At 72.3% G+C, this 23,252-nt stretch carries 19 protein-coding genes; 10 read left to right on the plus strand and 9 right to left on the minus strand.

Annotation, left to right across the window (positions count from 1 at the left end; all coding sequences use genetic code 11):
- Positions 1 to 11: 11 nt before the first annotated feature.
- Both ACFYM0_RS09815 and ACFYM0_RS09820 read right to left on the minus strand, forming a co-directional pair.
- Complete coding sequence (locus tag ACFYM0_RS09815; RefSeq protein ID WP_388498667.1) at positions 12 to 3,407, minus strand: CARDB domain-containing protein; 3,396 nt, start codon at positions 3,405 to 3,407, stop codon at positions 12 to 14.
- A gap of 172 nt (positions 3,408 to 3,579) precedes the next feature.
- The gene (locus tag ACFYM0_RS09820; protein WP_388498668.1) at positions 3,580 to 4,185 is read right to left on the minus strand and encodes a TetR/AcrR family transcriptional regulator; all 606 of its coding nucleotides are present in this window, start codon (positions 4,183 to 4,185) and stop codon (positions 3,580 to 3,582) included.
- Between the two features lie 173 nt (positions 4,186 to 4,358).
- Between ACFYM0_RS09820 and ACFYM0_RS09825 the strand changes: the two genes are divergently transcribed.
- Positions 4,359 to 5,489 carry an FAD-dependent oxidoreductase gene (locus tag ACFYM0_RS09825; RefSeq protein WP_388498670.1) on the plus strand — a complete coding sequence of 377 codons (1,131 nt, stop codon included), beginning with the start codon at positions 4,359 to 4,361 and terminating at the stop codon, positions 5,487 to 5,489.
- Here ACFYM0_RS09825 and ACFYM0_RS09830 read toward each other — a convergent pair.
- Together ACFYM0_RS09830 and ACFYM0_RS09835 are read right to left on the minus strand one after the other, a co-directional pair.
- Positions 5,477 to 6,103 (minus strand): HutD family protein, encoded by a 627-nt coding sequence (locus ACFYM0_RS09830; protein ID WP_388498672.1) that lies wholly within the window; start codon positions 6,101 to 6,103, stop codon positions 5,477 to 5,479. The genes ACFYM0_RS09825 and ACFYM0_RS09830 overlap by 13 nt on opposite strands.
- A 269-nt stretch (positions 6,104 to 6,372) precedes the next feature.
- Positions 6,373 to 7,926 (minus strand): MFS transporter, encoded by a 1,554-nt coding sequence (locus tag ACFYM0_RS09835; protein ID WP_388498674.1) that lies wholly within the window; start codon positions 7,924 to 7,926, stop codon positions 6,373 to 6,375.
- 142 nt (positions 7,927 to 8,068) lie between these two features.
- Here ACFYM0_RS09835 and ACFYM0_RS09840 point away from each other — a divergent pair, with 142 nt between their 5' ends.
- The 4 genes from ACFYM0_RS09840 to ACFYM0_RS09855 all read left to right on the plus strand — a co-directional run bounded on the left by ACFYM0_RS09840 (position 8,069) and on the right by ACFYM0_RS09855 (position 10,616).
- On the plus strand, positions 8,069 to 8,512 hold the full coding sequence (locus tag ACFYM0_RS09840; RefSeq protein WP_388498677.1) for a MarR family winged helix-turn-helix transcriptional regulator: 444 nt from the start codon (positions 8,069 to 8,071) through the stop codon (positions 8,510 to 8,512).
- 92 nt (positions 8,513 to 8,604) lie between these two features.
- Positions 8,605 to 8,796: a DUF5302 domain-containing protein gene (locus ACFYM0_RS09845; protein ID WP_388498679.1), complete on the plus strand. Its 192-nt coding sequence runs from the start codon at positions 8,605 to 8,607 to the stop codon at positions 8,794 to 8,796.
- 330 nt (positions 8,797 to 9,126) lie between these two features.
- Complete coding sequence (locus ACFYM0_RS09850; RefSeq protein WP_388498681.1) at positions 9,127 to 9,537, plus strand: rodlin; 411 nt, start codon at positions 9,127 to 9,129, stop codon at positions 9,535 to 9,537.
- A gap of 167 nt (positions 9,538 to 9,704) precedes the next feature.
- On the plus strand, positions 9,705 to 10,616 hold the full coding sequence (locus ACFYM0_RS09855) for a glycoside hydrolase family 19 protein (RefSeq protein ID WP_388499342.1): 912 nt from the start codon (positions 9,705 to 9,707) through the stop codon (positions 10,614 to 10,616).
- 21 nt (positions 10,617 to 10,637) lie between these two features.
- On the opposite strand, the gene ACFYM0_RS09860 is transcribed toward ACFYM0_RS09855, so the two are convergent.
- Entirely contained in the window at positions 10,638 to 13,415 is a 2,778-nt protein-coding gene (locus tag ACFYM0_RS09860; RefSeq protein WP_388498683.1) for an AAA family ATPase, read from the minus strand.
- A 225-nt stretch (positions 13,416 to 13,640) separates the two neighbouring features.
- A complete protein-coding gene (locus ACFYM0_RS09865) occupies positions 13,641 to 15,407 on the minus strand; it encodes a S8 family serine peptidase (protein ID WP_388499344.1) in 1,767 nt (588 codons plus the stop codon).
- Between the two features lie 437 nt (positions 15,408 to 15,844).
- Between ACFYM0_RS09865 and pip the strand changes: the two genes are divergently transcribed.
- The gene (pip, locus tag ACFYM0_RS09870; protein WP_388498686.1) at positions 15,845 to 16,807 is read left to right on the plus strand and encodes a prolyl aminopeptidase; all 963 of its coding nucleotides are present in this window, start codon (positions 15,845 to 15,847) and stop codon (positions 16,805 to 16,807) included.
- 74 nt (positions 16,808 to 16,881) lie between these two features.
- Here pip and ACFYM0_RS09875 read toward each other — a convergent pair whose 3' ends face one another.
- Complete coding sequence (locus tag ACFYM0_RS09875) at positions 16,882 to 17,634, minus strand: DUF1838 family protein (RefSeq protein WP_388498688.1); 753 nt, start codon at positions 17,632 to 17,634, stop codon at positions 16,882 to 16,884.
- 174 nt (positions 17,635 to 17,808) lie between these two features.
- Between ACFYM0_RS09875 and ACFYM0_RS09880 the strand changes: the two genes are divergently transcribed.
- Complete coding sequence (locus ACFYM0_RS09880; RefSeq protein ID WP_388498690.1) at positions 17,809 to 18,111, plus strand: putative quinol monooxygenase; 303 nt, start codon at positions 17,809 to 17,811, stop codon at positions 18,109 to 18,111.
- A gap of 24 nt (positions 18,112 to 18,135) precedes the next feature.
- On the opposite strand, the gene ACFYM0_RS09885 is transcribed toward ACFYM0_RS09880, so the two are convergent.
- The gene (locus ACFYM0_RS09885; RefSeq protein ID WP_388498692.1) at positions 18,136 to 19,416 is read right to left on the minus strand and encodes a tetratricopeptide repeat protein; all 1,281 of its coding nucleotides are present in this window, start codon (positions 19,414 to 19,416) and stop codon (positions 18,136 to 18,138) included.
- A gap of 206 nt (positions 19,417 to 19,622) precedes the next feature.
- Between ACFYM0_RS09885 and ACFYM0_RS09890 the strand changes: the two genes are divergently transcribed.
- The 3 genes from ACFYM0_RS09890 to ACFYM0_RS09900 all read left to right on the plus strand — a co-directional run bounded on the left by ACFYM0_RS09890 (position 19,623) and on the right by ACFYM0_RS09900 (position 22,032).
- Positions 19,623 to 20,621, plus strand: a complete 999-nt coding sequence (locus ACFYM0_RS09890; RefSeq protein WP_388498695.1) for a DUF1996 domain-containing protein — start codon at positions 19,623 to 19,625, stop codon at positions 20,619 to 20,621.
- 110 nt (positions 20,622 to 20,731) lie between these two features.
- Complete coding sequence (locus tag ACFYM0_RS09895) at positions 20,732 to 21,313, plus strand: sigma-70 family RNA polymerase sigma factor (protein WP_388498698.1); 582 nt, start codon at positions 20,732 to 20,734, stop codon at positions 21,311 to 21,313.
- Entirely contained in the window at positions 21,310 to 22,032 is a 723-nt protein-coding gene (locus tag ACFYM0_RS09900) for a zf-HC2 domain-containing protein (protein WP_388498700.1), read from the plus strand. Before ACFYM0_RS09895 ends, ACFYM0_RS09900 begins: the two co-directional genes overlap by 4 nt.
- Positions 22,033 to 22,463: 431 nt before the next feature.
- On the opposite strand, the gene ACFYM0_RS09905 is transcribed toward ACFYM0_RS09900, so the two are convergent.
- Positions 22,464 to 23,195 (minus strand): hypothetical protein, encoded by a 732-nt coding sequence (locus tag ACFYM0_RS09905; protein WP_388498702.1) that lies wholly within the window; start codon positions 23,193 to 23,195, stop codon positions 22,464 to 22,466.
- Positions 23,196 to 23,252 lie beyond the last annotated feature (57 nt).

A 23,252-nucleotide genomic window follows, 5' to 3' on the forward strand; every position in this document is an offset into this window, starting at 1 on the left:
CCCGCCTGCCGTCAGCCGCCGCTGATCAGGAACTGCGAGCCGGGTTCGATCAGGATGTTGCCCTGGGCGGATCCGGTGATGGTGACGTTGGACAGGATGGCGTTGCCGCGCGCCCCGCCCATGGCCAGGATGCCGGACCCGTTGTTGGACTTGTCGATGGTCACGTTCGTGATCTTGACGTCGGGCATGACCCCGCCGCCGGTCTTGAACTGGATCCCGTCGTAGGTCGAGTCGTGGATGTCGGTGTCGCGGATGACGACACCCGGGATGGGCAGGTTCGACGGGAAGAGGGTGATCGCGCCGAACTCCTGGTCCTCGTTCCAGAACGCGCCGCCGGTGCGGAAGAGCCCGTTGCCCGCGATCAGGGTCTGCCCGGAGAAGGGCAGCGGGTCGTGGTCGGTCGCCAGCATGATGCCGGGGTAGTTCATGGTGTCGTAGATCAGGTTGTTCTCGATGGTGTTGCCGTAACCGCCGTACAGGGCGATGCCGTTGGCCCGCCACGGCAGCTGGATGGTGTTGTTGCGGAAGTGGTTGTCATGGCCGATGTCCACCGACTGGTCCTTCACGTACTTGCTGGACCACACCGCGAGGGCGTCGTCGCCGGTCGTGCGGAAGGAGGAGTTGAAGACGGTGGAGTTGCGGGTGCCGTTGGCGAAGTTGATGCCGTCGGCGTAGGTGTCGCGGATCCGCACGCCGTTGAACTCGATGCCGTCGCCGGGACCCCACAGGGCCGGGATGTTGTCGTAGTCACGGCCGACCCAGACGCCGACGTTGGCGTGCTCGATCCACACATTGGTGATCTTGGTGTTCTTGCCGAAGCGCCCGTTGAGGCCCACGCCGCCCTCGGCGTTGCCGTCGCCGCCGCGGATCCGGCCCGATCCGAAGATGGCGATGTCGGAGATCTGCGTGTTGTCGTCGATCTCGAAGCCGAAGTTGCCCTCGTGCGGGTGGTTGATGCCGCCGGCGTCCTGCGGCTGGGTGAGCGTGTAGAGCTGCGAGTGCCACATGCCCGCGCCGCGGATGGAGACGTTGCTGATGCCCACCTGGTTGAACTGGCCCCGGTTCAGCGGGTCGTCGGTGAGGATCTTCTGCTCCTGGCGCCACTGGCCCTGCGGGATCCAGACGCAGGCGATCTGCCCGTTCTGGTCCGCCGTCACGGCCTTCTGGATGGCGAGCGTGTCGTCGATGCCGTCGTTCGGGATCGCCCCGTAGTCGGTGATCGAGGTGCACTCCGCGGGCTTGGACGCCGCCGGGGCCACCTGCTCCAGGTCGATCAGGTCGATGACGTAGTACGAGGCCGTGTCGCCCGCGTCGCGCTGGAGGCGGAAGGTGGTGCCCGGCGGGTAGCTCTGCGCGAGCAGGGCGTGCGACTCGTCGAAGAGCCTGCGGGCGTCGCCGCCGGGGGTGTTGGTCAGACCCTCGGGGCTGTCGGTGCTGCCGTAGAGCCAGCTGTGCTTCGAGGAGAGGTTCAGCTTCTGGGCGAAGCTGCCGTTGACGTACAGGCTGATCGTGGCGTCGGCTCCGCCGCCGTTCGCGGCGTCCGGGATCGAGTTGCGCACGACGATGGAGTTGGCCTGGTTGGTCGAGGTGAACTGCACGTACTGGCCGGCCGAGGAGAGGCGCACTGACTCGCGGCCCGAGGACTCGGTGGCGAAGTTGGTGTGCCCGAAGGTGCGCTTGGCGTCGCTCTGCAGCAGGGTGCCGGTGTAACTTCCGGCCTCCGCCTCGTACTCGGTGTACGGGAGCGCCGCACCACGGCCGACGACCACGGCGCGGGAGTGGCTGTTGTTGGTTTCGTTGGTCTCGGTGACGAGATTGGTCCCGTCGGCGGTGGCGGTGAGGGTGGCTCCGCCGCTGACCGCCGTCCAGGTGCCGTTGATGGGCACGTTGACGGTTTCACCGGCGGGGATCGCCGGGGTGGGGCCGTTCAGGGTGGTGGATCCGGCGACCAGCCGGGTGATGGTGCCCGCGCTCACCGCGCTGGTGCCCCGGTTGCGGACTGCCACGGTGAAGGAGACCGCGGCGCCCACGGCCGGGTTGGCCGGGTTGGTGGCGATGGAGAGGGCTTCCAGGTCGGGGCCGGGGGCCTGGCCGACGACGAGCTTGGCCGCGGCCGTACGGCTGTTGTTGGTGTCGTTCTGCTCCGGAACGGTGCCGGCCGGGTCGACGACGGCGGAGACGGTGTAGCTGCCCATCGGGCGCTTGCCGACGGCGACCGGGACGGTGGCGGAGGCTCCGGCCGCGAGGGCGCCGACCGGGGCGCTGCCCGCGACGGCGCCTTCCAGGCTGACGTTGACGGTGGTGGCCGGGGAAGCGGCCGTACCGGCGTTGCGGACGGTTGCGTTGACCGTGACGGCGTCGCTCTCGGAGGGGGTGACCGGGGACCAGGCGAGGTCCGTGACCGTCAGGTCCGGATTCGGGGCGGCGGCGCCGATGACCTGGAACTCGGCTGCCTGTCCGCCGCCGGCCCCGGTGTTGCCGGAGAACTTCAGCTGGACCTCGGCGAGCCGGCCGGTGACGGGAACGGTCACGGTGTTCTGGTTGCCGGCCGGGCTGAACGCGTAGTCCGCGCGGGCCTTCAGGGTGGTGAACCCGCTCGCCGACTGCTCCCGGCCCAGGATCTCGAAGCTCTGGGTGCGGTTGCCCCAGGCGGGGTCGGGGTTGAGCTTGAGGACCACTCCGGTGACATCGGCGTTGGAGCCCAGCTTCACGGTCAGCGTGGACTGCTGGCCGCCCGCCTCCCAATAGCTGGTGACGCTGTCGTCGTTCGCGTTGGCCGCGACGAACGACTGGGTGGTGGAGGAGGCCTCGATGGGCTTGCCCTTGGCGAGGTTCACGCCGACGGGCGGCGGAGTGCCCGGGTCCCCGGGATCGCCCGGGTCACCGCTGCCGTTGGCGGAGTACACCTCGAGCTCCGATATCTGCGCGGCCTGCCAGCCCGTGTTGGCGGAGACGTTCACCCGCACGTAGCGGACCGTCGCGGCCGTGAACCCGATGGTCACCGCGTTCGACTGGGCGGGGTTGAAGACCCGGCCCGCCGAAGCGGACAGGGTGGTGAAGGTGTTCCCGTCGGTGCTGCCCTGCACGGTCAGCGTCTCGGTCCGCGTCTCCCACGGGGCGGGCAGCTTCAGCACCACCTGGTCGACGGCGACGCTGCTTCCGAGGTCCACCTGCACCCAGGTCGGGAAGGTGCCCGAAGGCCCCTCCCAGTACGAGCCTTGGTTGCCGTCGGTGACTCCCGGGGCCCCGTACCCGCCGAGGGAGCCGCTCGCAGAAACCGACTTGCCGAGGGCGAGGTTGGGTCCGCCCGCCGCCGCGGCGAGGCCGACGGGCAGGAGTCCGACCGACATCAGTCCCGCCACCACCGCGCCGGCCACCATCAGCCGGCCGCCTTGCTTCCATCTCATGCTGTCCTCTGTTCCATGAGGGGACCCGGCCCGACGCAGCCGCGCCTGCCGCAAACTTGCGTACCGTTATTAATTTTTTGAGTGATCTGATCGCAGTTATGCGGCCATGGCGCCACAGGTTTCTAGCAGATGACGACTTTGTCAACGCTTCGCACACGGAGGGGAGTTCGGATCACACCCCGGGCCAGCCGCGCTCCAGGTGGTCGAAGGCCACATCCAGGGCGCGCCCCGGGTCCGGCCGCGTGCCTGCGAGATCGGGAACCTCCAGGACGTAGCGGGCCAGAATCCGCAGCGAGTCGTCCCCCGACGGGAGTCCGCACTCCTCGGCGATGACCCCGGCCAGGGCCTCCTCGCAGCCCGTCCACATCCGCCGGGCGTAGGCGCGCAGCGCGGGCGTGGCGACGACGAGCTGCGTCTTGCGGAGGAACTCCGGCGCCGGGTCCGGGTCGAAGGGACCGCGGCCGGCGAAGAACGCGCGCAGCGCCGCCAGGACCGACACCCCGTCGGCCCGGCCGCGCACCGCCAGGGCCAGGGCTTCCTCCCGCTCGGCGCCGTCCTCCAGGATCAGCGCCTCCTTCCCGCCGGGGAAGTGTGCGAACAGGGTCGTCAGGGCCGTGTCGGCGGCCTCGGCAACCTCGGCGACCTTGACCTGGTCGAAGCCCTTCTCAAGGAAGAGCCGCAGGGCGGCGTCGGCGAGGGCCTGCCGGGTTGCGGCCTTTTTGCGTTCGCGTCGCCCGGAGCCGTCCGGTTCTGCCTCTGCCTTGTCGATGCGTGTCATGCGACCAGCATAGAGCCGCATCCACTAGCCACTGCGAAAGTGTATCGATTGCACTTTCATAGTCATTGTGCTCTTCTGGAAGGGGGTCGCCGGGCCCCACTCCCACCCCACTCCCACCCCACCCCCTCAGCACCGGCGCACCACTCACCCGGGCTCACCGAAGGAGCACCACCATGACCACCCACCACCCCCTCGCGATCATCGGCGCCGGTCTCGGCGGCCTCACCCTGGCCCGCGTCCTGCACGTGCACGGAATCGAGGCGGCCGTCTTCGACCTCGACGCCTCACGCACCGCCCGCGACCAGGGCGGCATGCTCGATCTGCACGAGGAATCCGGCCAGGCCGCCCTGCGCGCGGCCGGGCTCCACGAGGACTTCCGGGCGCTCGTGCTCCCCGGCGGCCAGGCCATGCGGATCCTCGACAGCGGCGCGGCCGTCCACCTCGAGCACGCCGATGAGCAGGACGGCGCGGACCGCGGCCGTCCCGAAGTGCACCGTGCCGCGCTGCGCGACCTCCTCCTCGACTCGCTCCCCGTGGGAACGGTCCGCTGGGGTGCCAAGGCCACCGGCGTACGGGCCCTCGCCGGCGGCGTCCACGAGGTGGCCCTGGCCGACGGGTCCGTCTTCACCACCGGCCTGCTCATCGGCGCGGACGGCGCCTGGTCGAAGGTCCGCCCGCTGGTCTCGTCCGCGCTCCCCCGGTACTGCGGCCTGTCCTTCGCCGAGGCGCACCTGTACGACGCGGATGTCCGCCATCCCGCGAGCGCGGCCCTGGTCGGCGGCGGGATGATGTTCGCGCTCGACGAGGGCCTGGGCCTGCTCGCCCACCGCGAGCCGGGAGGCACCGTGCACGTCTACGCCGCCCTGCGGACGGGCGAGGACTGGGCCGCCGGTTCCGCCCCGGAGACGGAAGCCGTCCTGGAGCGGTTCGCCGGATGGGACCCGCGGCTGCGCGCGCTCGTCGCCGGCAGCGACGTCCCGCTCGTGGGACGGCCGATTCACGCGCTGCCGGTGGGCCACCGCTGGGCCCGCACCCCCGGCATCACCCTGATCGGCGACGCCGCACACCTGATGTCCCCCTTCGCCGGGGAGGGCGCCAACCTGGCCATGCTCGACGGCGCCGAACTCGCCGCGGCCCTGGTCGCCCGCCCCGGGGACCGGGAGGGGGCACTCGCCGTGTACGAGGAGGCGATGTTCCCCCGCTCCGAGGCCGCCGCGGCCGAGTCCGCGGACAGCCTCGACCTGTGCTTCGGCGCCGGAGCGCCCCGGACCCTGGTGGAACGGATGGCCTCCTACGCCGGCTGAGCCCGGCCGGGCTCCGTCGGGTCCGGGGCCGGGGCCGGGGCCTGCGCCGGGGCCAGGCGGACCACCGCCGCGCGCCCGGAGCTCCGTAGCACGACCTCGCGCGGTCCGGTCGTCAACGCCGCGTCGTACGGCCCCAGTTCGGCGGAGCCGTCGACCTCGGCCGTCCCCTCCAGGGCGACGATCAGCAGGTTCTCGCCGGGCCGGACGGCGAGCGCCAGGTCGCCCCGTACGACGGCGGTGTCGGCGCTCACCACGCCGCGGCGGTACATCACGTTGAAGTTCACCACCGGCCCGCCCAGCAGCCGGCAGCCGGTCGGCTCGTCGCCGGGGAACCGCTGGGGCGCGTACCGCCGGTCCACGAGGCGTCGTGCGCCGCCGATCTCGAGGTCCATGCCGGCGCCCTCCGCGAGGGTGAGCGTGCGGTCCACGCCGGGGAACACGGAGAAGGCGCCGTCGGCGGTCACCTCCGCGAGGCTGACCCGCCAGCCGAAATCGTCCATCCCTGAGCCCTCGGGGCCGGCGGCGATCTCGCGGGTCACTCCCCCGCCGTTCTTCCACCGGGCCGCCGGGCGGTCGGCCGCCCGCAGGATCCGGATCACTGCTTCGCTGCTCATGGCACCCTTCCGGGCCCGGGGAGATCCTTTACGGGCCCGGTCGAGCCTATCCAGCCGACGGCCGGCCGGTGCGCTCAGCCGACCGCGAGGTCGTCACCGCAGAGCGACCTTCTGGTAGGCGGCGGCGATCGCGTCCACGCTGGTGCAGCTGTCGGCGATCAAAGCCGCCCCCGGGCCCTGCCGCGTGCGCGGCGGGGCCCGGGGGCGGCTCGGTGGTGAGGTGGCGCCGCTCCGGTGATGCGGTGCGGGCCGGTCAGTCGATCACCGCATCAGGCGTCGGCCTTCCCGGCAGACGGCACGGGGGTCTTCGCGGCGGACTCCGCGATGGCCACCGGCGCCGGGCTCCCCGCGGCCGCCGGAGTGGTGGCGCCCGTAGCGTCCGTCCGCGGACCGTGCGCCCCGCGCAGGCCGATTCCGCTGATCACCGCGACCAGGCCGAAGGCCACGGCGCCGATGACGAAGGTGAGGGTGAAGCCGGATTCGGCGGGCAGTGCGGGAACTCCCGCCGGGAGGTGTTCGATCGTCTTCGAGGCCAGGATGGTGGTCACGATGGCGCTGCCGATCGCGCTGCCGGTGGAGCGCGAGATCGAGTTGATGCCGTTGGCGATGCCGCTCTGGTGGTGCGGGACGCTCGCCATGATCACGGCCGGCATGGCCGCGTAGCCGAAGCTGACGGCCGCGCCCACGATGAGGCCGGCGCCGATCACCGAGACGCTGTGCCCGTGGTCCAGGGCCAGCCAGCCGAAGCCGGCGGCCCCGAGGGCCGCGGCCACGGCCAGTGCGGCGCGCGGCCCGCGGTGGCGGACCAGCTGCCCGCCGATCGGCGAAGCGAGGAGCGAGACGATCGCGCCGGGCAGCAGGAACTCCACGGAGGCCCGCAGGATGGAGGCGTCGAAGCCGTAGCCGGTCAGGGCCTTCGGCATCTGGACGAGGTAGGAGACGCCCAGGAAGTTCGCGAACATGCCGAAGCCGACGAGGATGCCGGCCAGGTTGGCCATCAGGACCGGACGGTGGACGAACATCCGCATGTCGACGAGGGGCTCGCGGACCTTGAGCTCGGTGAACACCCAGACGGCGGTCATGACGACGGCGCCCGCGAAGCTGCCCAGCGTACGGCCGGAGGCCCAGCCCCACTCGTGGCCCTGGGAGATCGGCAGCAGGAGCAGCAGCAGGGCGATGCCCAGGGTGAGCGCGCCGAGGAAGTCCGTACGGCCGCCGGTCTTGTGCCGCGTCGCCGGAACCAGGAAGACGACGGCGAGCAGCGCGAGCACGGCGAAGCCCGTGGCCATCCAGAAGGCGTTGCGGTAGTCGGCGTCGCTGCCGGAGGTCAGCAGGCCGGTGGCGACGAGCGCCAGGCCGCTGCCGAACGCGAGGGTGCCGCTGACCAGGGCCATCGCTCCGGGGAGCTTCTGCGGGCGGACCTCTTCGCGCAGCACCGAGAGGGCCAGCGGGAAGATCGCGGTGGCGGCGCCCTGGAGGACGCGGCCGAGGAGGAGCAGGGGCAGGGAGGACGCCAGCGCCGCGATGACGGAGCCCGCGACCATGACGCCGAGTACGGCCACCAGCGTCGGCTTCTTGCCGTGCTGGTCGCCGAAGCGGCCGAGCAGCGGCGTGAAGACGGCGGCGGACAGCAGGGTGGCGGTGGTCACCCAGCTGACGTTGGCGGTGGTGGTGCCGAGATCACTGCGGATCAGTCCCAGGATCGGGACCGGCAGCGTCTGCATCATCGACACGACCATGGCGGCCAGGCTCAGGGCGAAGACGATGACCGTCTCGTTCCGGCGGCCGCCGGCCTGGGTGGCGGCGGAGGGGGTGGGGCTCATGGCAGGGGGACCTTTTCAGTGCTTCAGATCGCAGATGTTTGACGTCATCAAGTACTTCGACTCCAGCAGACGGTAGACCTCAATAGTTAAGGTGGTCAAGTAAAAGGTTGATAATGTGAAGCACCTTGAGTACGCTCCGGGCATGAGCGCCACCACCCCCCACGCCGCCCCGACCAAGCTGGAGCTGCTGGAGCTGCTCGCCGCGATCGGCACCGCCCAGTGGCGGGATTTCGCGTCGGCTGCCGCGCACCACGGCCTCACCTCCACCCAGGCGAAGGTCCTCGCCCAGCTCAACGGCCCGCTCCCGATGCGGGGCCTCGCCACCCTCCTGGTGTGCGACGCCTCGAACGTGACCGGCATCGTGGACCGGCTGGAGGCCCGCGAGCTGGTCCGCCGCGAGCCCGACCCCGCGGACCGGCGCGTCAAGAACGTCGTGGCCACGGACGCGGGCCGCGAGGTGATCCGCCGGGTGCGCGAGGAGATGCAGGCCACGCACGGCGCCCTCGACGTCCTGGACGACACCGAGCGCGCGACGCTCCACACCCTGCTCGAGCGGCTGCGGCCGACCCTGGAGAAGGACGCCTGAGACCGGTCCGGAGTCGCCTCGCGCGAACGCGTTGGCCAGGGGAAACACCACCTGACAGACTGCAACGGCTTCAGAACATTCCAGGAGGACGCATGTCAGAAGAATCAGACACCCCGCAGAACGAATCGCCGGCCGAGGAGGCCAAGCGGAAGTTCAAGGAGGCCCTGGAGCGGAACGCCGCCAATACCCAGTCGCAGCAGGCGCACCAGAGCCGGGCGAAGATCCAGGGCGCCGGCGGCAACCCCGGGGGCAAGAACAAGAAGGTCCGCCGCAAGACCGGCTGACCGCCGCGGCGTCGCGTTGCCGCGACACCGCCCCCGCCGTCCCCGACCGGGTCCGGGACCGCGTACGGTCCGGATTCCGGTCGGGGACGGCACCCCCCAGCGCACGGGGCGCGAACCCGGGGCGCACGCGCACGTACGCACTCGGGGAGCAGGATCCGCCCGCCCGTCTGCATTGGGTCAATCGGCCGACGCGCGACCGCACCGGTGGAGTGCAAGGTTGAGCCACTCGGGTGATGGGTGATAACCCCCGGTGTCCACGGCAGTTGAGCAGCTCGTCCCGCCGAGGGCAGCTATCTCATGCGACAGTGCGACAGAAGAAGGATCTCCCACATGCTCAAGAAGTTCATGGCCACCGCAGCCGCCACCGCCGCCGTTCTGGGTGCCGGTGCCGCCGTAGCCTCCCCGGCGATGGCGATCGGCAACGACAACGGCGTCAACACGGTCAACGGCAACGGCGCCTCGCAGGTCTTCGGCAACCAGGAGACCGGCGGCGCCATGAGCCCGCAGATGTCCGCCATCCAGGGCTCCCTGAACAAGCTCTGCGTCGGCCTGCCCGCGAAGGTCAACGCCCAGTCGATCCTGGCGCTGGTCAACGTCGGCGTCCAGGACATCCCGATCGCGTCCAACCCGCAGAACCAGCAGTGCGCCGAGAACTCCACCCAGGCCAAGGGTGACGAGACCGCCTCGCACATCCTGGACAACATCCCGGTCCTCTCCGGCAACCTCTCCGCCGGTAGCTGACCCCCACAACCCGGCGCCGGTGCACCGCCCTTCGGGGCGTGGCACCGGCGCTTCGTTTTGGTCTAGACCTTGACAGGTCCAGACCATCCTCGCTTCAGTGGGCGCAGTTGTCCGTTGCCCCCCACGGCAACTCCCCCCACTGAAGGAGAACTTCCGTGAAGCGCACCCTGCGCCGCCGCGCCCTCTCGCTGGCCGCCACCGCGGCCGTCACCCTCGGCCTCGCGATCGCCCTCCCCTCCTCCCCCGCCGCCGCGGCTCCCGCCTGCGCAGGCGCGTGGGCGACTTCGGCCGTCTACACCGGCGGCGCGACCGCCTCGTACGGCGGTCACAACTGGCTGGCCAAGTGGTGGACCCAGGGCGAGACCCCCGGCACCACCGGCCAGTGGGGCGTCTGGTCGGACCAGGGCGTCTGCGGAGGCGGAACGACCCCGAACCCGGACCCGACCACCCCCAACCCCTCCGGATTCGTGGTCAGCGAGGCCCAGTTCAACCAGATGTTCCCGAACCGGAACCCCTTCTACACCTACAACGGCCTGGTCGCAGCCCTGTCGGCCTACCCCGGCTTCGCCACCACCGGTGACGACACCGTCAAGCGGCGCGAGGCGGCGGCCTTCCTGGCCAACGTCTCGCACGAGACCGGCGGGCTCGTGCACATCGTCGAGCAGAACACCGCCAACTACCCGCACTACTGCGACACGAGCCGGTCCTACGGCTGTCCCGCCGGACAGGCCGCCTACTACGGGCGCGGGCCCATCCAGTTGAGCTGGAACTACAACTACAAGGCGGCCGGCGACGCCCTGGGCATCAACCTCCTGGCCAACCCCTACCTGGTGGAGCAGGACCCGGCCGTCGCGATGAAGACCGCGCTCTGGTACTGGAACACGCAGAACGGCCCGGGCACCATGACCGCCCACGCGGCCATGGTGAATGGCGCGGGCTTCGGCGAGACCATCCGCTCCATCAACGGCGCGCTGGAGTGCAACGGCGGAAACCCCGCGCAGGTGCAGAGCCGGATCAACACCTACCAGAGCTTCACCCAGGTCCTGGGCGTGACCCCGGGGAACAACCTCAGCTGCTGAACCGGGCCGGCCCGTCTTCGGTCACCGTAGCCGCAGCGTGGTGGCCAGCTGGGCCCGGGACCGGACGTCGAGCTTCTGGTAGATCCGGGTCAGCCGGGCCTCCACGGTCTTCACGCTGACGAAGAGCTTCGCGGCCGCCTCCTGGTTGCTGGCGCCCTGGGCCACGAGCACCGCGAGGCGGGTCTCCGCCTCCGTCAGGGCGGCCAGGGGCCGGCCCCCGCCGCCGCCCTCGCTCCCGGACGCGGACGGGGACGGCTCCCTCGCGAGCTCCGCCCACGGGGTCGCGCCGGCCCGGGCGAAGGCCTCGGCGGCCGCCGTCAGCGCGGCGCGGGCGGGTGCGCGCCGGCGCCGGCGGCGCTCCACCCGGGCGAGGGCGAGCAGCGTACGGGCCCGCTCCAGGGGCAGTTCGAGGCGTGCGAAGCGCTCGGCGGTGTCCTCCAGCAGGGCGACGGCCGCCTCGGCGTCACCGTGCGCGGACAGGCACAGCCCGCGGGCCCGGTCGAGGGCTGCGATCACGCTGGTGCGGCCGAGTGCGAGGGCCGTCGTACGGACCCGGGCCTGCAATTCGGCGGCCTCGTCGGGCGCGTCGGCGGCGACCAGGGCTTCGGCCAGCTCTCCGTGCCAGCGCAGGATCGAGGGGTCGACCACCTGCTGGGCGGCTTCCAGTTCGGCCACGCGGCGCAGGGTGACCACTGCCTTCGCGGCCTCGCCCGTGGCCAGCTCGACCAGGCCGAGCACGTACAGGCCGCGGGAGAGGAAGATCTGGTCGTGCTCCTCCTCGGAGGCCTGGATACCGCGCCGGGCGTATCCGGCGGCGCGCGGGAATCCGCCGCCCATGACCTCGGCCATCGCGGCGACGTACCAGGCGGGGCCGGGCGAGAGGCCCGCCTCGACGGTCAGCCGCAGGGCGGCGCGGGCGTGGGCCGTGGCCGCGGCGCACCTGCCCCGGCGCAGTTCCACCTCCGTGAGGCTGCGCAGCACTTCGAAGACGTCCTCGGCGGATCCGGTGCGCCGCACCGCGGGCAACAGGACCAGGAGCTGGCGTCCGGCGTCGGCGAGCCGGTCGTCGAAGAGGGCGTGGCGGACGGCGAGGTACTGCGGGGCGTTGCGCATGCCGAGCGGCACTTCGGGGGCGGGCAGGGCGAGTGCCTCGGCGAGGATCTCCTCGGCGTCCGGATCGCCGAGGATGCGGCCCATCCGGGCCCGTACGGTCAGCGCCATGGCCTCGGCGACCTGGTCGCCGCCCCTTCGGGCCAGTACGCCGGCCTGCGCGGCGGCGTCGCGGGAGCGGACGGGGTCGCCGTCGCTGAGGTTGTGCTTCCAGGCGAGCCGCAGCCGGATGGCGGCCTGCAGGGCGGGGTCGCCCTCGGCGTCGGCCGCGGCGTGCGCGAAGGTCTCGTCGAGGGATCCGAGGGCCTGGCCCTCGGCGTCGATGACGGCGAGGCGGGCCCGCACCCGGTCGGCGGGCGAGGCGTCGCGGGCGAGTACGGCGCGGGTGGCGCGGCGGGCGAGGTCGGCGCGGCCGGCCCAGCCCGCGTCCTCGGCGGCGCAGACGAGCCGGGCGAGCTCCTCGCCGGGCAGGTGGCAGGGGGTCCGGTCGGCGGCGAGCAGGCCGAGCTCGGCGGCCAGGTCCCGCTGGCCGCGGCGTCTGCAGGAGGCCGCGGCTTCGGTGATCTCGGCGGCGAGGGTCTCGTCGGGGGCGTCCACGGCCAGCGCGCGGTGGCGTACGGCCTGAACGGGGTCGTCGACGGCGGCGGCCAAGGCGGCGTGTCCGGCCGCGCGTTCCGGCCAGCCCGCGTCGGCGGCCAGCGCGGTGGGCAGGGCCCCGGCGGTGAACCGGATCGTGCCGTCCTCTTCCACGGTGAGCAGCGCGGCCCGTTCTGCCACGGCGAGCTCGGCCTCCGCGTCGGGGCGCCCGGCCCGCCGCAGCAGCGCGGTGGTGGGGCGGGCGGCGAGGGCGGCGTACAGCAGGGTGCGCCGGGCCTGGGCGGGGACGGCTCCGAGGAGCCGTCGGGCCACTTCGCGGGCCTGTCCGGAGACGGGCAGCGGATCGGCGTGGTGGGCGCCGCCCTCGCGGGAGCCGGCGGCTTCGGCGAGGGAGTGGCCCAGCGCCAGGGCGAGGCGCGGGTTGCCTCCGCTGGCCTGGTGGATGCGGCCGGCGAGGCGGGCCGGGAGCCCGCGGCGCACCAGCAGTTCGGCGACCTCGTCGGTGCCGAGCGGGGGCACCCGTATCTGGGGGGTGTCCGGTCCCCAGAGGGCCTCGCAGAGCGGGGCCCCGCCCTGGACGCATTCGGCGGCGAGGACCCGTACCCGTGGCGGGGTCAGGCGCAGGGCGAACCGGAGCAGGTCGGTGCTCTCCGCGTCGAGCCACTGGGCGTTGTCGAGGGCGAGCAGGACGGGTCCGCGGGCGGCGAGGGAGCGCAGCACCTCGACGACGGCGAGGCGCAGGGCGACGTGGTCGCGGCCGACGCGGGGTGCGTCGGTTTCGCGCCGCAGGAGGGCGATGGCGGTGCGCTGCGGTCCGGAGAGGCATTCCAGCGCGGCGGCGGGGACGGAGGCGAGGAGGGCGGCGGCGGAGGCTTCCGGTATCCACCGGTCGGCGGCTCCGGGGGCGAGTCGCAGCACGGTCTCGTGGCGCAGCGCGGCGGCCTCGGTGAGGGCGCGCAGCACCTCGGTCTTGCCCGAGCCGGCGGGCCCGGTGAGCAGGGCACGTCCGTGCGTGGTCAGCGCGCGGTCGACCGCCTTGATCAGTTCACCGTGTCCGACGGTCGTGTCGGCGTTCCCCGTCGCCACCACCACGCACAGCCACCAGCCTCTCGCTTGCCCGTTCCTGTGCCCTTCCTGTGAGACGCGACAATACGAGGTCGGATGCCCGGCGGGCCCGGATTGTGACGCAGAATTCAGTCACGTGACAGGAAAACCCTCCGGACCTGCCGATACGTGGGGTATCGGCAGGTCCGGCGGGCTCGTTTGGTCCGTACTATCGCACCGTCAGGGGTGTTCCGGGTGCGGGTGGGACCGGGCTCAGAAGGTCAGGCTCCAGGAGTCGATCTTTCCGGTGTCGCCGCCGGCGTTGTCGTTGACGCGCAGCTTCCAGGTTCCGTTCGCGACTTCGGAGGAGGCGTTGACGGTGTAGACCTGGTTGATGTTGTCGGCGCTGCCGCCGGTGCGGTTGTGCACCGTGTAGACGGTGCCGTCGGGGGCGACGAGGTCGACCTTCAGGTCACCGATGTAGGTGTGGACGATGTTCACGGCGACCTTGAGGGTGGCCGGGGCGTTGCCGGTGACACCGGTGACGGTGACCGGGCTCTCCGCGGTGGCGTTGTCGCCGATCGCGAAGTCCGTGGTGTTCTCGAAGCCCGGGGTGGGCGGGGTGGAGGTCACGGCGGCGACGCTCGCGGCGGCGTCGGCGAGGCCGGTGCCGCAGCCGCCGGTGCAGGTGCCGGCCAGCGGACGGGCGTTCGTCTTGATCGCGGACTCGATCTGGGCGGGGGTCAGCGCGGAGTTCGCCGACTTCAGCAGGGCGGCGAGGCCCGCGACGTGCGGGGCGGCCATGCTGGTGCCCTGGTAGGGCTCGTAGTTCTCGGCGCCGGGGGTGGTGGCGCCGGTGTTCAGGGTGGACCAGATGCCGTTCTCGGGCGTGGTGATGGTGCCGGGCGTGTCGGTGGCGCGGCGGGTCTCACCGCCCGGGGCGGCGACGTCGACGATCGCGCCGTAGTTCGAGTAGAAGGAGCGGTCGCCGGTGCGGTTGCTGGCGGCGACGTTGATCACGTTGTTGCAGCTGGCGGGCGAGAAGCCGGCCGCGTCGGCGTTGCTGTTGCCGGCGGCGACGACGACGGTCGTGCCACGGCCGACGGCGGCGTTGATGGCGTTCTGGTACGTGGCGGTGCAGGCGCCGGAGCCGCCGAGGCTCATGTTGATGACCTTGGCCGGGGTGGCGTTGGCCGGGATGCCCGAGACGGTGCCGCCGGATGCCCAGGTGATGGCGTCGACGATGTCCGAGGTGGCACCGCCGCACTTGCCGAGCACGCGGACGGGCTGGATCTTCGCACCGTACGCGATGCCGGCGACGCCCTTGGCGTTGCTCGTGGCGGCGGCGATGGTGCCGGCGACGTGGGTGCCGTGCCAGGAGGAGTCACTGGCCTTGGAGCCGGTGCCGCACTCGCCGGCCGCGCTCCAGTCGCCCTGGTCGGCGGGGTTGTTGTCGCGGCCGTTGCCGTCGCGGGCGGCGGTGGAGCTGGAGATGAAGTCGTAGCCCGCGACCACGTTGGCGGCCAGGTCGGAGTGGGCGACGTAGCCGGTGTCGATCACGGCGACCGTGACGCCGGAACCGGTGGTCGTGTCCCAGGCCGCCGGAACGTTCATGCCCGCGGTGGGCTCGAAGAGGTCCCACTGCCTGGCGTACTCGGTGTCGTTGGGGGTGACGGCGAGGGCGTAGGCGCGGGAGTCGGCCTCGACGTAGGCGACGTCGGGGTCGGCGCGGAACTGGGCCATGACGGCGGCCGCGTCGGCCGGGGCGCCGAGGGTGACGAGTGCGGCTCCGGTGCCGAGGCGGCGCTCGAAGGTGGCCTTCTTCGAGGCCTTCTTGCCCTTGGCCGCCACGTCGGCGGCGGCGGCGGAGTTGGATCCGGCCTCGGCGGCCGAATTCTTGTACCCGACGATGAGGTTCTCGACGGGGGCCGCGGCGGCGGGGGCACCGGCGGCGGGCAGGGTCTGCGCGCCGGGGGCGGGATCCGCGGCGGTCAGCGCCAGGGAGGTGGTGGCGGTGCCGGCGAGCAGGGTGACGGACATCGCCACCACGGATATGAGCCTGCGTCGTCTGGATGCGTGCACGGTGTTCCCTTTCGCGGGCCGCCACAGGATGCGCCGGGACGGCCGGTTGGTGCAGTGTGGGAGGTTGACCGGCGGCCGCGGGGCCGGAACGGGCTGGTCAAGCCCGCCCGGCCGCCGCTGCTGCACACCACGTCGTCGCCTGCCGCAGCGTCGGGGCTGGGCAACGGTGGCACCGGCGAAGGACCGACTTGCCAGCTTCACGCCATGTGGGGTGGGCGCGGGGGCTGTTCGGACGGGGAGGATCGCCGGTGGGCAGACAGTAGGCAAAGCGGGGATGAACGCGATACGGGGAAAACCCTTGTCCGCACCCTGCCGGGCCCCCCGTAGGGTGGCCGGATCCCGACGGGCGGACGGCAAGAGGCCGTCCGGTACGGGGAGATGAGGAGGTCGGGGACGTGACAGAGCTCTATCCGCCGGTCGAGCCCTACGACAAGGGGATGCTCGACGTCGGCGACGGGAACGTCATCTACTGGGAGGTCTGCGGCAATCCGGACGGCAAGCCCGCGCTCGTGGTCCACGGCGGTCCGGGGTCGGGGTGCACCGAGCACGCCCGCCGGCTCTTCGATCCGGCACGCTACCGGGTCGTCCTGTTCGACCAGAGGGGATGCGGCCGCAGCACCCCGCACGCGAGCGATCCGGCGACCGACATGCGGCACAACACCACCGGCCACCTGGTCGCCGACATGGAGCGCCTGCGCGAGCACCTCGGCATCGGCCGCTGGCTGCTGTACGGCGGCTCGTGGGGCTCCACCCTGATCCTGGCCTACGCCGAGCGCCACCCGGAGCGGGTCTCGGAGATCGTCATCGCGGCCGTCACCACCACCCGGCGCTCGGAGATCGACTGGCTGTACCGCGGCGTCGGCCGGTACTTCCCCGAGCAGTGGGACCGATTCCTCGCCGGCTCCGGCGGCACGGCGCGCGACGGCGACCTCGTCGGGGCCTACGCGCGGCTGGCGGCCGATCCCGACGAGGAGGTACGGGCGAAGGCCACGGCGGACTGGTGCGCCTGGGAGGACGCGGTGCTGTCCGGCGAGACGAACGTCGCCTCCCGGCCGTACACCGGCAGGCCGGCGCCGGCCCGGGTCGCCCTCGTGCGCATCTGCTCGCACTACTTCTCGCACGGTGCGTGGCTGGAGGAGGGTGAGCTGCTGCGCGGGGCCCACCGGCTGGCCGGGATCCCGGGCGTACTGATCCACGGCCGGTTCGACATGGGCAGCCCCCTCGACACGGCCTGGGAACTGTCCCGTGCCTGGCCCGGCGTGGAGCTGACCGTGGTCGAGGAGGCGGGACACATGGGCGGCCCGGCCACCCTCGACCACGTGCTCGGCGCCCTGGACCGGTTCGCGGCCGGCGGCTGAGGTCCTTCGGGCGGGCCCGCCCCGACCGCTCAGGCGCCGACCGCTCAGGCCCCGACCGCTCAGGCCCCGACCGCTCAGGCGCCGGGCGGGTCCGACGGCGGGTTGAGCCTGCGGAAGTACGTCCAGCTGGTCTCGTTCGGCTCCGTCCACTTCTCGGGGGCGTGGGCGAACTCCGGGTGGCGGGCCGCGATGTACGCGCGGGTCCGCTCCGGGGCCTCGGCGTAGGAGTCGAGTTTGCGGCCCCGGCAGTGGAAGACGAGCCCGCCGGGGCGCGGGCCCTGTTCCATCCAGGGGAGCCAGGGCGACATCCGGGTCCAGGACATGGTGGACGGGACGCCGGGTGCGTCGGTGGCGAGGACCGAGGCGGGGGCGAAGAACTGGAAGAGCTCCAGGGCCCGGTAGGTGTCGTCGGCCGAGTTCGCGGGGTATTGGGAGACGGGCAGCGGGGAGGGGTAGGCGAGCGGGATCTCCAGGCTGAAGCAGACCTGGTCCCCCAGTTCGGTCATGGGGACCGGGAAGGGACGCCACTTCTGGTTGGCGGGGTCGTTCCAGACGTGGACCACGGGCTTGTCCTCCCAGGTCTCCAGGATCTCCCGGCTCAGCGGGTCCAGGTAGAACGCGGCCTCGCGGGTGAGGAGCTGGTAGGTCCCCGGCGTCTCGTCCTCCACCAGCCGGGCCACGTTGACGCCTTCGAATCCGAAGAGGCGCCGGTAGGGCTCACCGGGGCCCCAGGCGTGGACGTCACCGGTCCACCAGAAGGTGACCTCGGCTCCGTCGAGGGAGGCACGGGTACGGGCAAGGGCCTGGAGCAGCTCTTCTGGTGTCATACCGCCCCACTCTGCGCGGTCGGCCCGTAACGGGCAAGGACCGGACCGGCCATGCGGGGTGAACCGGCCGAGCGGGGGGAGCGGCCGAGCGGGGGGGAGCGGCCGGACCGGGGCAGCCGGCCGGTGCGGAAAAGCCTTTCCGCTGCCCGCTCCGGGCGATCTAGTCTTCGGCCCATGCCATCGACAGTTCGACTCCTGATCCTCGTCACCACCCTCCCGGGCCGCGGCCGGGAGCAGGTCGACGCCTACGAGCGCCTCGCGCCCGTCGTGCGGGCCGAGGAGGGTTGCATCCGCTACGACATGCACCAAGTGAGCGGCGATCCGGACCGGTTCGCCCTCATCGAGGAATGGTCCTCGAGGGCGGCCCTCGCCGCGCACGACGTCACCCCGCACATGATCGAGGCGGACGCGGCGAGCCCGGCGTTCCGTGCCGGATCCGCGGAGGTGATCGAGCTCGACGCGGCACCGCTGGCCTAGCCCGTCTCTTTCGGAACTCGCCGGTCAGGCCGGGCCCAGGAGCTCGATCTCGCGGGCCGCGCGCGGGGAGTGGACGCCCCGGTTGAGGGCTTCCGCGTACCGCAGTTCGGCGGCGGCCTCCGGCTCGTGGCCGCCCAGCCGGTACAGCCGGGCCCGTTCCACGTGGGTGAGCATGATCGCGCGTTCCTGCTGGGCGGGGCGGGAGGCCAGCGAGGCGTCCAGGGCCGCGTGGGCCGCGGGGTGGTCTCCGAGCAGGCCGAGGACCACCGCGCGCTTGAACTCCAGGGCGGCCGGGCGGTAGGTGTGGAAGGGATCCGGCTCGCCCACCGCGGCCCCCTGCGCCAGGTCGGCCGCGTCGAGCCAGGCGAGGGCCTCCGCCCGGTGCCCGAGGGCCGCGTGCACCTGGGCCGCCTGGGCCGCGACGAAGGCCCGTACGGCGTCGGGCGCGCGCGGGGCGATCTCCAGTGCCTGGCGTACGTAGGCGAGGGCGACGGCCGGCTGGTTCTGGTCCAGGGCGTCCTGGCTGAGCATCCGCAGGGCGATGGCCTGGGTGGAGGGTTCCCCGGCCAGCTCCGCGAGGGAGGCGGCACGGCTCAGGGTCCGGCGCGCCTCGGCGAAGGAGCACTGGTCGGCGTAACTGCGGGCCAGGAGCAGCACCGTGCGCGCCGCGTGGCCGATCTCGAGGGCGGACAGGGCGCCTTCGGCCCCGGTGGCGGTGAGGGCCGTGCGGAAGGTGCTCTGGAGGTACGCGAGGAGTACGGGCGCGGTGGCGTCCCCGCCGAGGGCGTCGACCTGGCCGGTGAAGAAGTTCTCGGCGGCCCGGCGCAGTTCGGTGTGGGACAGGGCGGGGACCCGGCCGGCATCGGGCCGGTCGCGCTGTTCGGGGACCCGGTGCGCCTCTGCGCCGCTGCGGGGCCTGCGGTGCGGGTGCAGACCGGGCACGGTGGCGAGGAGTTCCGCCGCCAGGGCGTGGAGTCCGGGGGCCGGATCGCCGCCGGAGGGGTCGGTGCCAGGCTGCGCCGGGGCGCTGTGGTGGGAGCCGGCGTGCTGCATGCCGGCCTGGTGCATGCCGATGTCGGCCGGGGCGACGGGACGGTTCAGCCGGGCGGCGAGGATCTCGCAGAGGAGACCGGGGACCGGGTCGCGCGGGGTGCTGCCGCGCAGCCAGTGGGCGACCGAGGTCCGGTCGTAGCCGGTGGTGAGGCCGGCCGCCTGCGCGCTCGTGTTGAGCCGCCGGGCCAGGGCTTCGTAGGTCCAGCCGGTTTCCCTGATCAGGCGGTGCAGGAGGTGGTTGGCAGCGGGCACGACGGTGGTCCTTCCTTGCGATGCGGGTCGCTCGAGAAGGTTGCTTTGCCGTATGAACAGTCAAACGGGGGCAAAGGTTGCGGGCCCCGTGCCGCGTGGCCCGAGCGTGCAACACCTTCAACGGATTCCGGCGCCCCGGCCGGTCGGTGACCGTCCTGCGGACGCCCGGTTGACGCAGGCGGGGGTGGGCGGCAACCGTGACCCGCATGGGGAACGAACGCCGACTGCTCACGCTGCTGATCTGCCTGGTGCTCGGCGCCGGGCTGACCGCCGCCGTACTGGGGGCCGCGCGCGCGGGCGGGCCGCGGCAGCCGGCCGGTGCGGACGGGCCCGTACCGGCCGACTTCGTGGACTTCCGGGAGGTCCCGCCCGGGCCCCCCGAACCCTCCGCGGCCGGTCCGCAGGCCTCCACGGGCCGGGTGTCGGTGGATTGCGGCCGCAACGAGGAGGGCCACTACAACGAGGACAACCTCGTCGTCTCCCCCGGCCTGCGTTCCGGCGCCCACCACACGCACGGCTACGTCGGGAACCTGTCCACGGACGCCTTCTCCACCGACGCTTCCCTGGACGCGGCCGCCACCAGCTGCGCGGGCGGGGACCGTTCCGCGTACTACTGGCCGGTGCTGCGCCGCACGGACCGTCCCGGACGCCGGCCCCACGAGGGATCCGCGGGCCACGGCAACGCGGGCGCGATCCTGCCGGAGGCGGCGGTGTCGGTGGAGTTCCTCGGCAGTCCGGTGAGCAAAGTGGTGGCGATGCCCCGGTTCCTGGGAGGGCTGACCGGTGACGCGGTGGCCTTCACCGCGGACTCCGACGAGGACGTGCGGGCGCGCTGGGGCTGTTCGGGCTCCCCGGACCGGTCCACCACCCGCTATCCGCGCTGTCCCGAGGGCGAGCGCCTCACCCGTACGCTCACCTTCCCGAGCTGCTGGAACGGTCTGGACACCGCGAGCCCCGGGCACCGGTCGCACCTGCGCTTCCCGGCGGCGAACGGTGTCTGCCCGCAGGACACCTTCCCCGTGCCGCGCTTGCGGATCTCCCTCGCCTACGACGTGCCCGCGGGGGCGCCCATCGCGCTCGACTCCTTCCCGGAGCAGCGCCACAGCCCGGAGACCGACCACGGGATGTTCGTGAACGTGATGACCGGCCCGCGGATGGACGAGGTCGTGGACTGCCTCAACCAGGGCCGCACCTGCCTCACCTGAGCGGCGGCGCGAACCACCGGCTTCCGGGTGACGCAGGTCACGTGAACCCGGTGCCCGTGCGTGGCGTGTTCTGACCGCACCAAAAAAGCGAGGAAGACGGAGAGGGTGAGATGGCCGGACCACTGTGGCCCCGCACTCGGCGGGGCTCGACCGACGAGGCACTGATCAAGTCCGTGTACGAGGAGCACGGTCACGCCCTGCTCGCGTACGCGACCCGGCTGACCGGCGACCGGGCCGCGGCCGAGGACATCGTCCAGGAGACCCTGATCAGGGCCTGGCGCCACTCCGAGGTCCTGGTGAACGGGAAGGGTTCCGTACGCGGCTGGCTGCTCACCGTGGCCCGCAACATCATCACCGACCGCTACCGGGCGAAGGCGGCCCGGCCGCCGGAGGTGTCCGGATCGCCCGCCCGTCCGCCGGTGGAGGCGGACCACGCCGACGCGGTGGTGGACGCGATGACCGTCCTGGGTGCCCTGGACCAGCTGTCACCGGAACACCGGGACGTGCTGACGGAGTTGTACTACCGCCAGCAGAGCGTCGCCGAGGCGGCCGACGCCCTCGGCATCCCGGCCGGCACGGTGAAATCGCGCTCGCACTACGCGCTCAAGGCGCTCAGAGAAGTCTTCAGGGACAGCACACGCACGGGCGGCCCGTCTCCGCGGCCCGGCGGACTGCAGGAGGTGGTGGCATGAACGGGCAGCGGCACGAGGAGGAACTGCTCGGCCCGTACGTTCTCGGCGTCCTGGACGACGCGGAGGTCCGCCGGGTCGAGGAACACGTGGACGGCTGCGTGCAGTGCCGTCAGGAGGTGACGGCTTTGCGCGAGATGGAGGCGGCGCTGGGCGAGGTGCCCCCCGAGGCGTTCCTCGACGGCCCGCCGCAGGGCGGGGACCTGCTGCTCCAGCGCACCCTGCGCCAGATGCGCCAGGAGGTCGACGGGGCGCGGCGGCGGCGTACCGCTTTCACCGGACTGGCCGTGGCGGCCTCGCTGACGGCCGTCTTCTGGGCCGGTACGCAGTTGGGCGGCGGGAGCACCGGCGTCGAGGCCCGGCCGCAGCCGCCGGTCTCGGCCGAACCGTCGGCGCCGCCGGAGGGAACCAAGGTGGCCTCCGCGACGGATGCGGTCACCGGCGCGCGGATGACCGTACAGGTGACCCCGGCGGCCAAGTGGGTACGGGTGCGCGCCGCGGTGACGGGGATCCCGGCGGGCGAGCGCTGCCGGATCGTCGTGGTCTCCCGGGACGGCAAGCGGACCACGGCGGGCGGCTGGGTGGTGGGCACCGCGGCCCACGGCGAGGGCAAGGGCGCGGCGCTGGACGGCTCGGCGGCGGTGGACCCGGCGGACGTACGGGCGGTCATGGTGGAGAACGAGTCGGGCACGGCGTTCGTGTCCGTACCGGTGCCCGCGTAGGCGGCCCTGCTGCACGCCGCGCGGCGGAGGTCGCGAACGTGACGGAGCCCGGGAGCATGTCCAGCTCCCGGGCTCCAGCTTGCCACCCATTTGCGCACACCGGCGGCGTTTAAGAGCCGCGGATCATCTTGAGATCGACGTGTTCTGCCGTTGAACTACAGCGCCACGCAAGAGGCGCCGGGGGGACTTGAACCCCCATCCGTCGATGTTCGCCCGCGCTCGGTCGATCCGGTGTTCGGCGGCGAATACTGAGACTGGAGCGAGAATCTGAGTTTGACGGGGCCGCCTCTGCCGGGCTTGGGCCACCCCCGCACGTGGTGCGGGGGGAGGGATTCGAACCCCCAACTGACACCCCTCGATCAGCTTCAACATCAGTTTCAGCTTGCGCTCATCGCGCACCCTCCGCTCGCGACGGAGGGCGAATGTGGGGGCTACCGGAAGAGGTAGCCGAATACCGCGTCACCGATCCGCTGGTCGGTGACCTCGCTGTTGTTCGCCTCCTCGCGGGCGAACTTGACGGACTGCTGGAGCTTCTCGACCCGGTCGAGGAGCTCGTTGACCCGCCGGGCGGGCAGCGCGCCGGAGAACTTCACCGTGGTCCAGTAGCCGACCGCCACGTCCTCGTAGTACACCTCGACCTGCGCCGGGTGCTTCTCCGTGGCCTCGGCCTTCACGTGGTTGCGCGGGACCTTCTTCGTGCGGATGGTCCGCACCGCGTCCGTCTTCCACGCGTCCGTCGAGGGGTCCAGGCTCCACGACTCGGAGGCGTCGAGCACCGGCAGCTTGCGCACGAAGGTGTGCAGGTCGGTGAGCTGCTTCTCCAGGAACAGCAGGTACGGGACGGGCACCTGGGGCAGCAGGACCGTGCCGTCGACCACCACGTCCGCGACGGCGGACCGGTTCGCCCAGTCCTTCGTCGCGGTCACGTCGAAGAGCCGGGTGAGGGTCGAGGCGGTCGCCCGCAGGGCGTCCTCGGCCTTGATCTGAACTCGGGTGGACTCGGGCGGGAGCTGCTCGCCCTCCTCGTCCTTGGGCTGGTAGGTCCGGGAGATGCCGGCCAGCAGGGCGGGCTTCTGCACGTCCTGGTGAGCCTGGGTGAGCTCCTGGAGGGCCTTGGACTTGACGCCCTTTTCGACTGCGATGATCTGATTCAGCTTCGGCACACCGCGAACCTAACAACCGCGCCGCGACAGCACATCCGATTAAAAGACAGCAGCCCG

This window comes from Streptomyces sp. NPDC006487 (genome assembly GCF_042870555.1).
Taxonomy (GTDB): Bacteria; Actinomycetota; Actinomycetes; order Streptomycetales; family Streptomycetaceae; genus Streptomyces.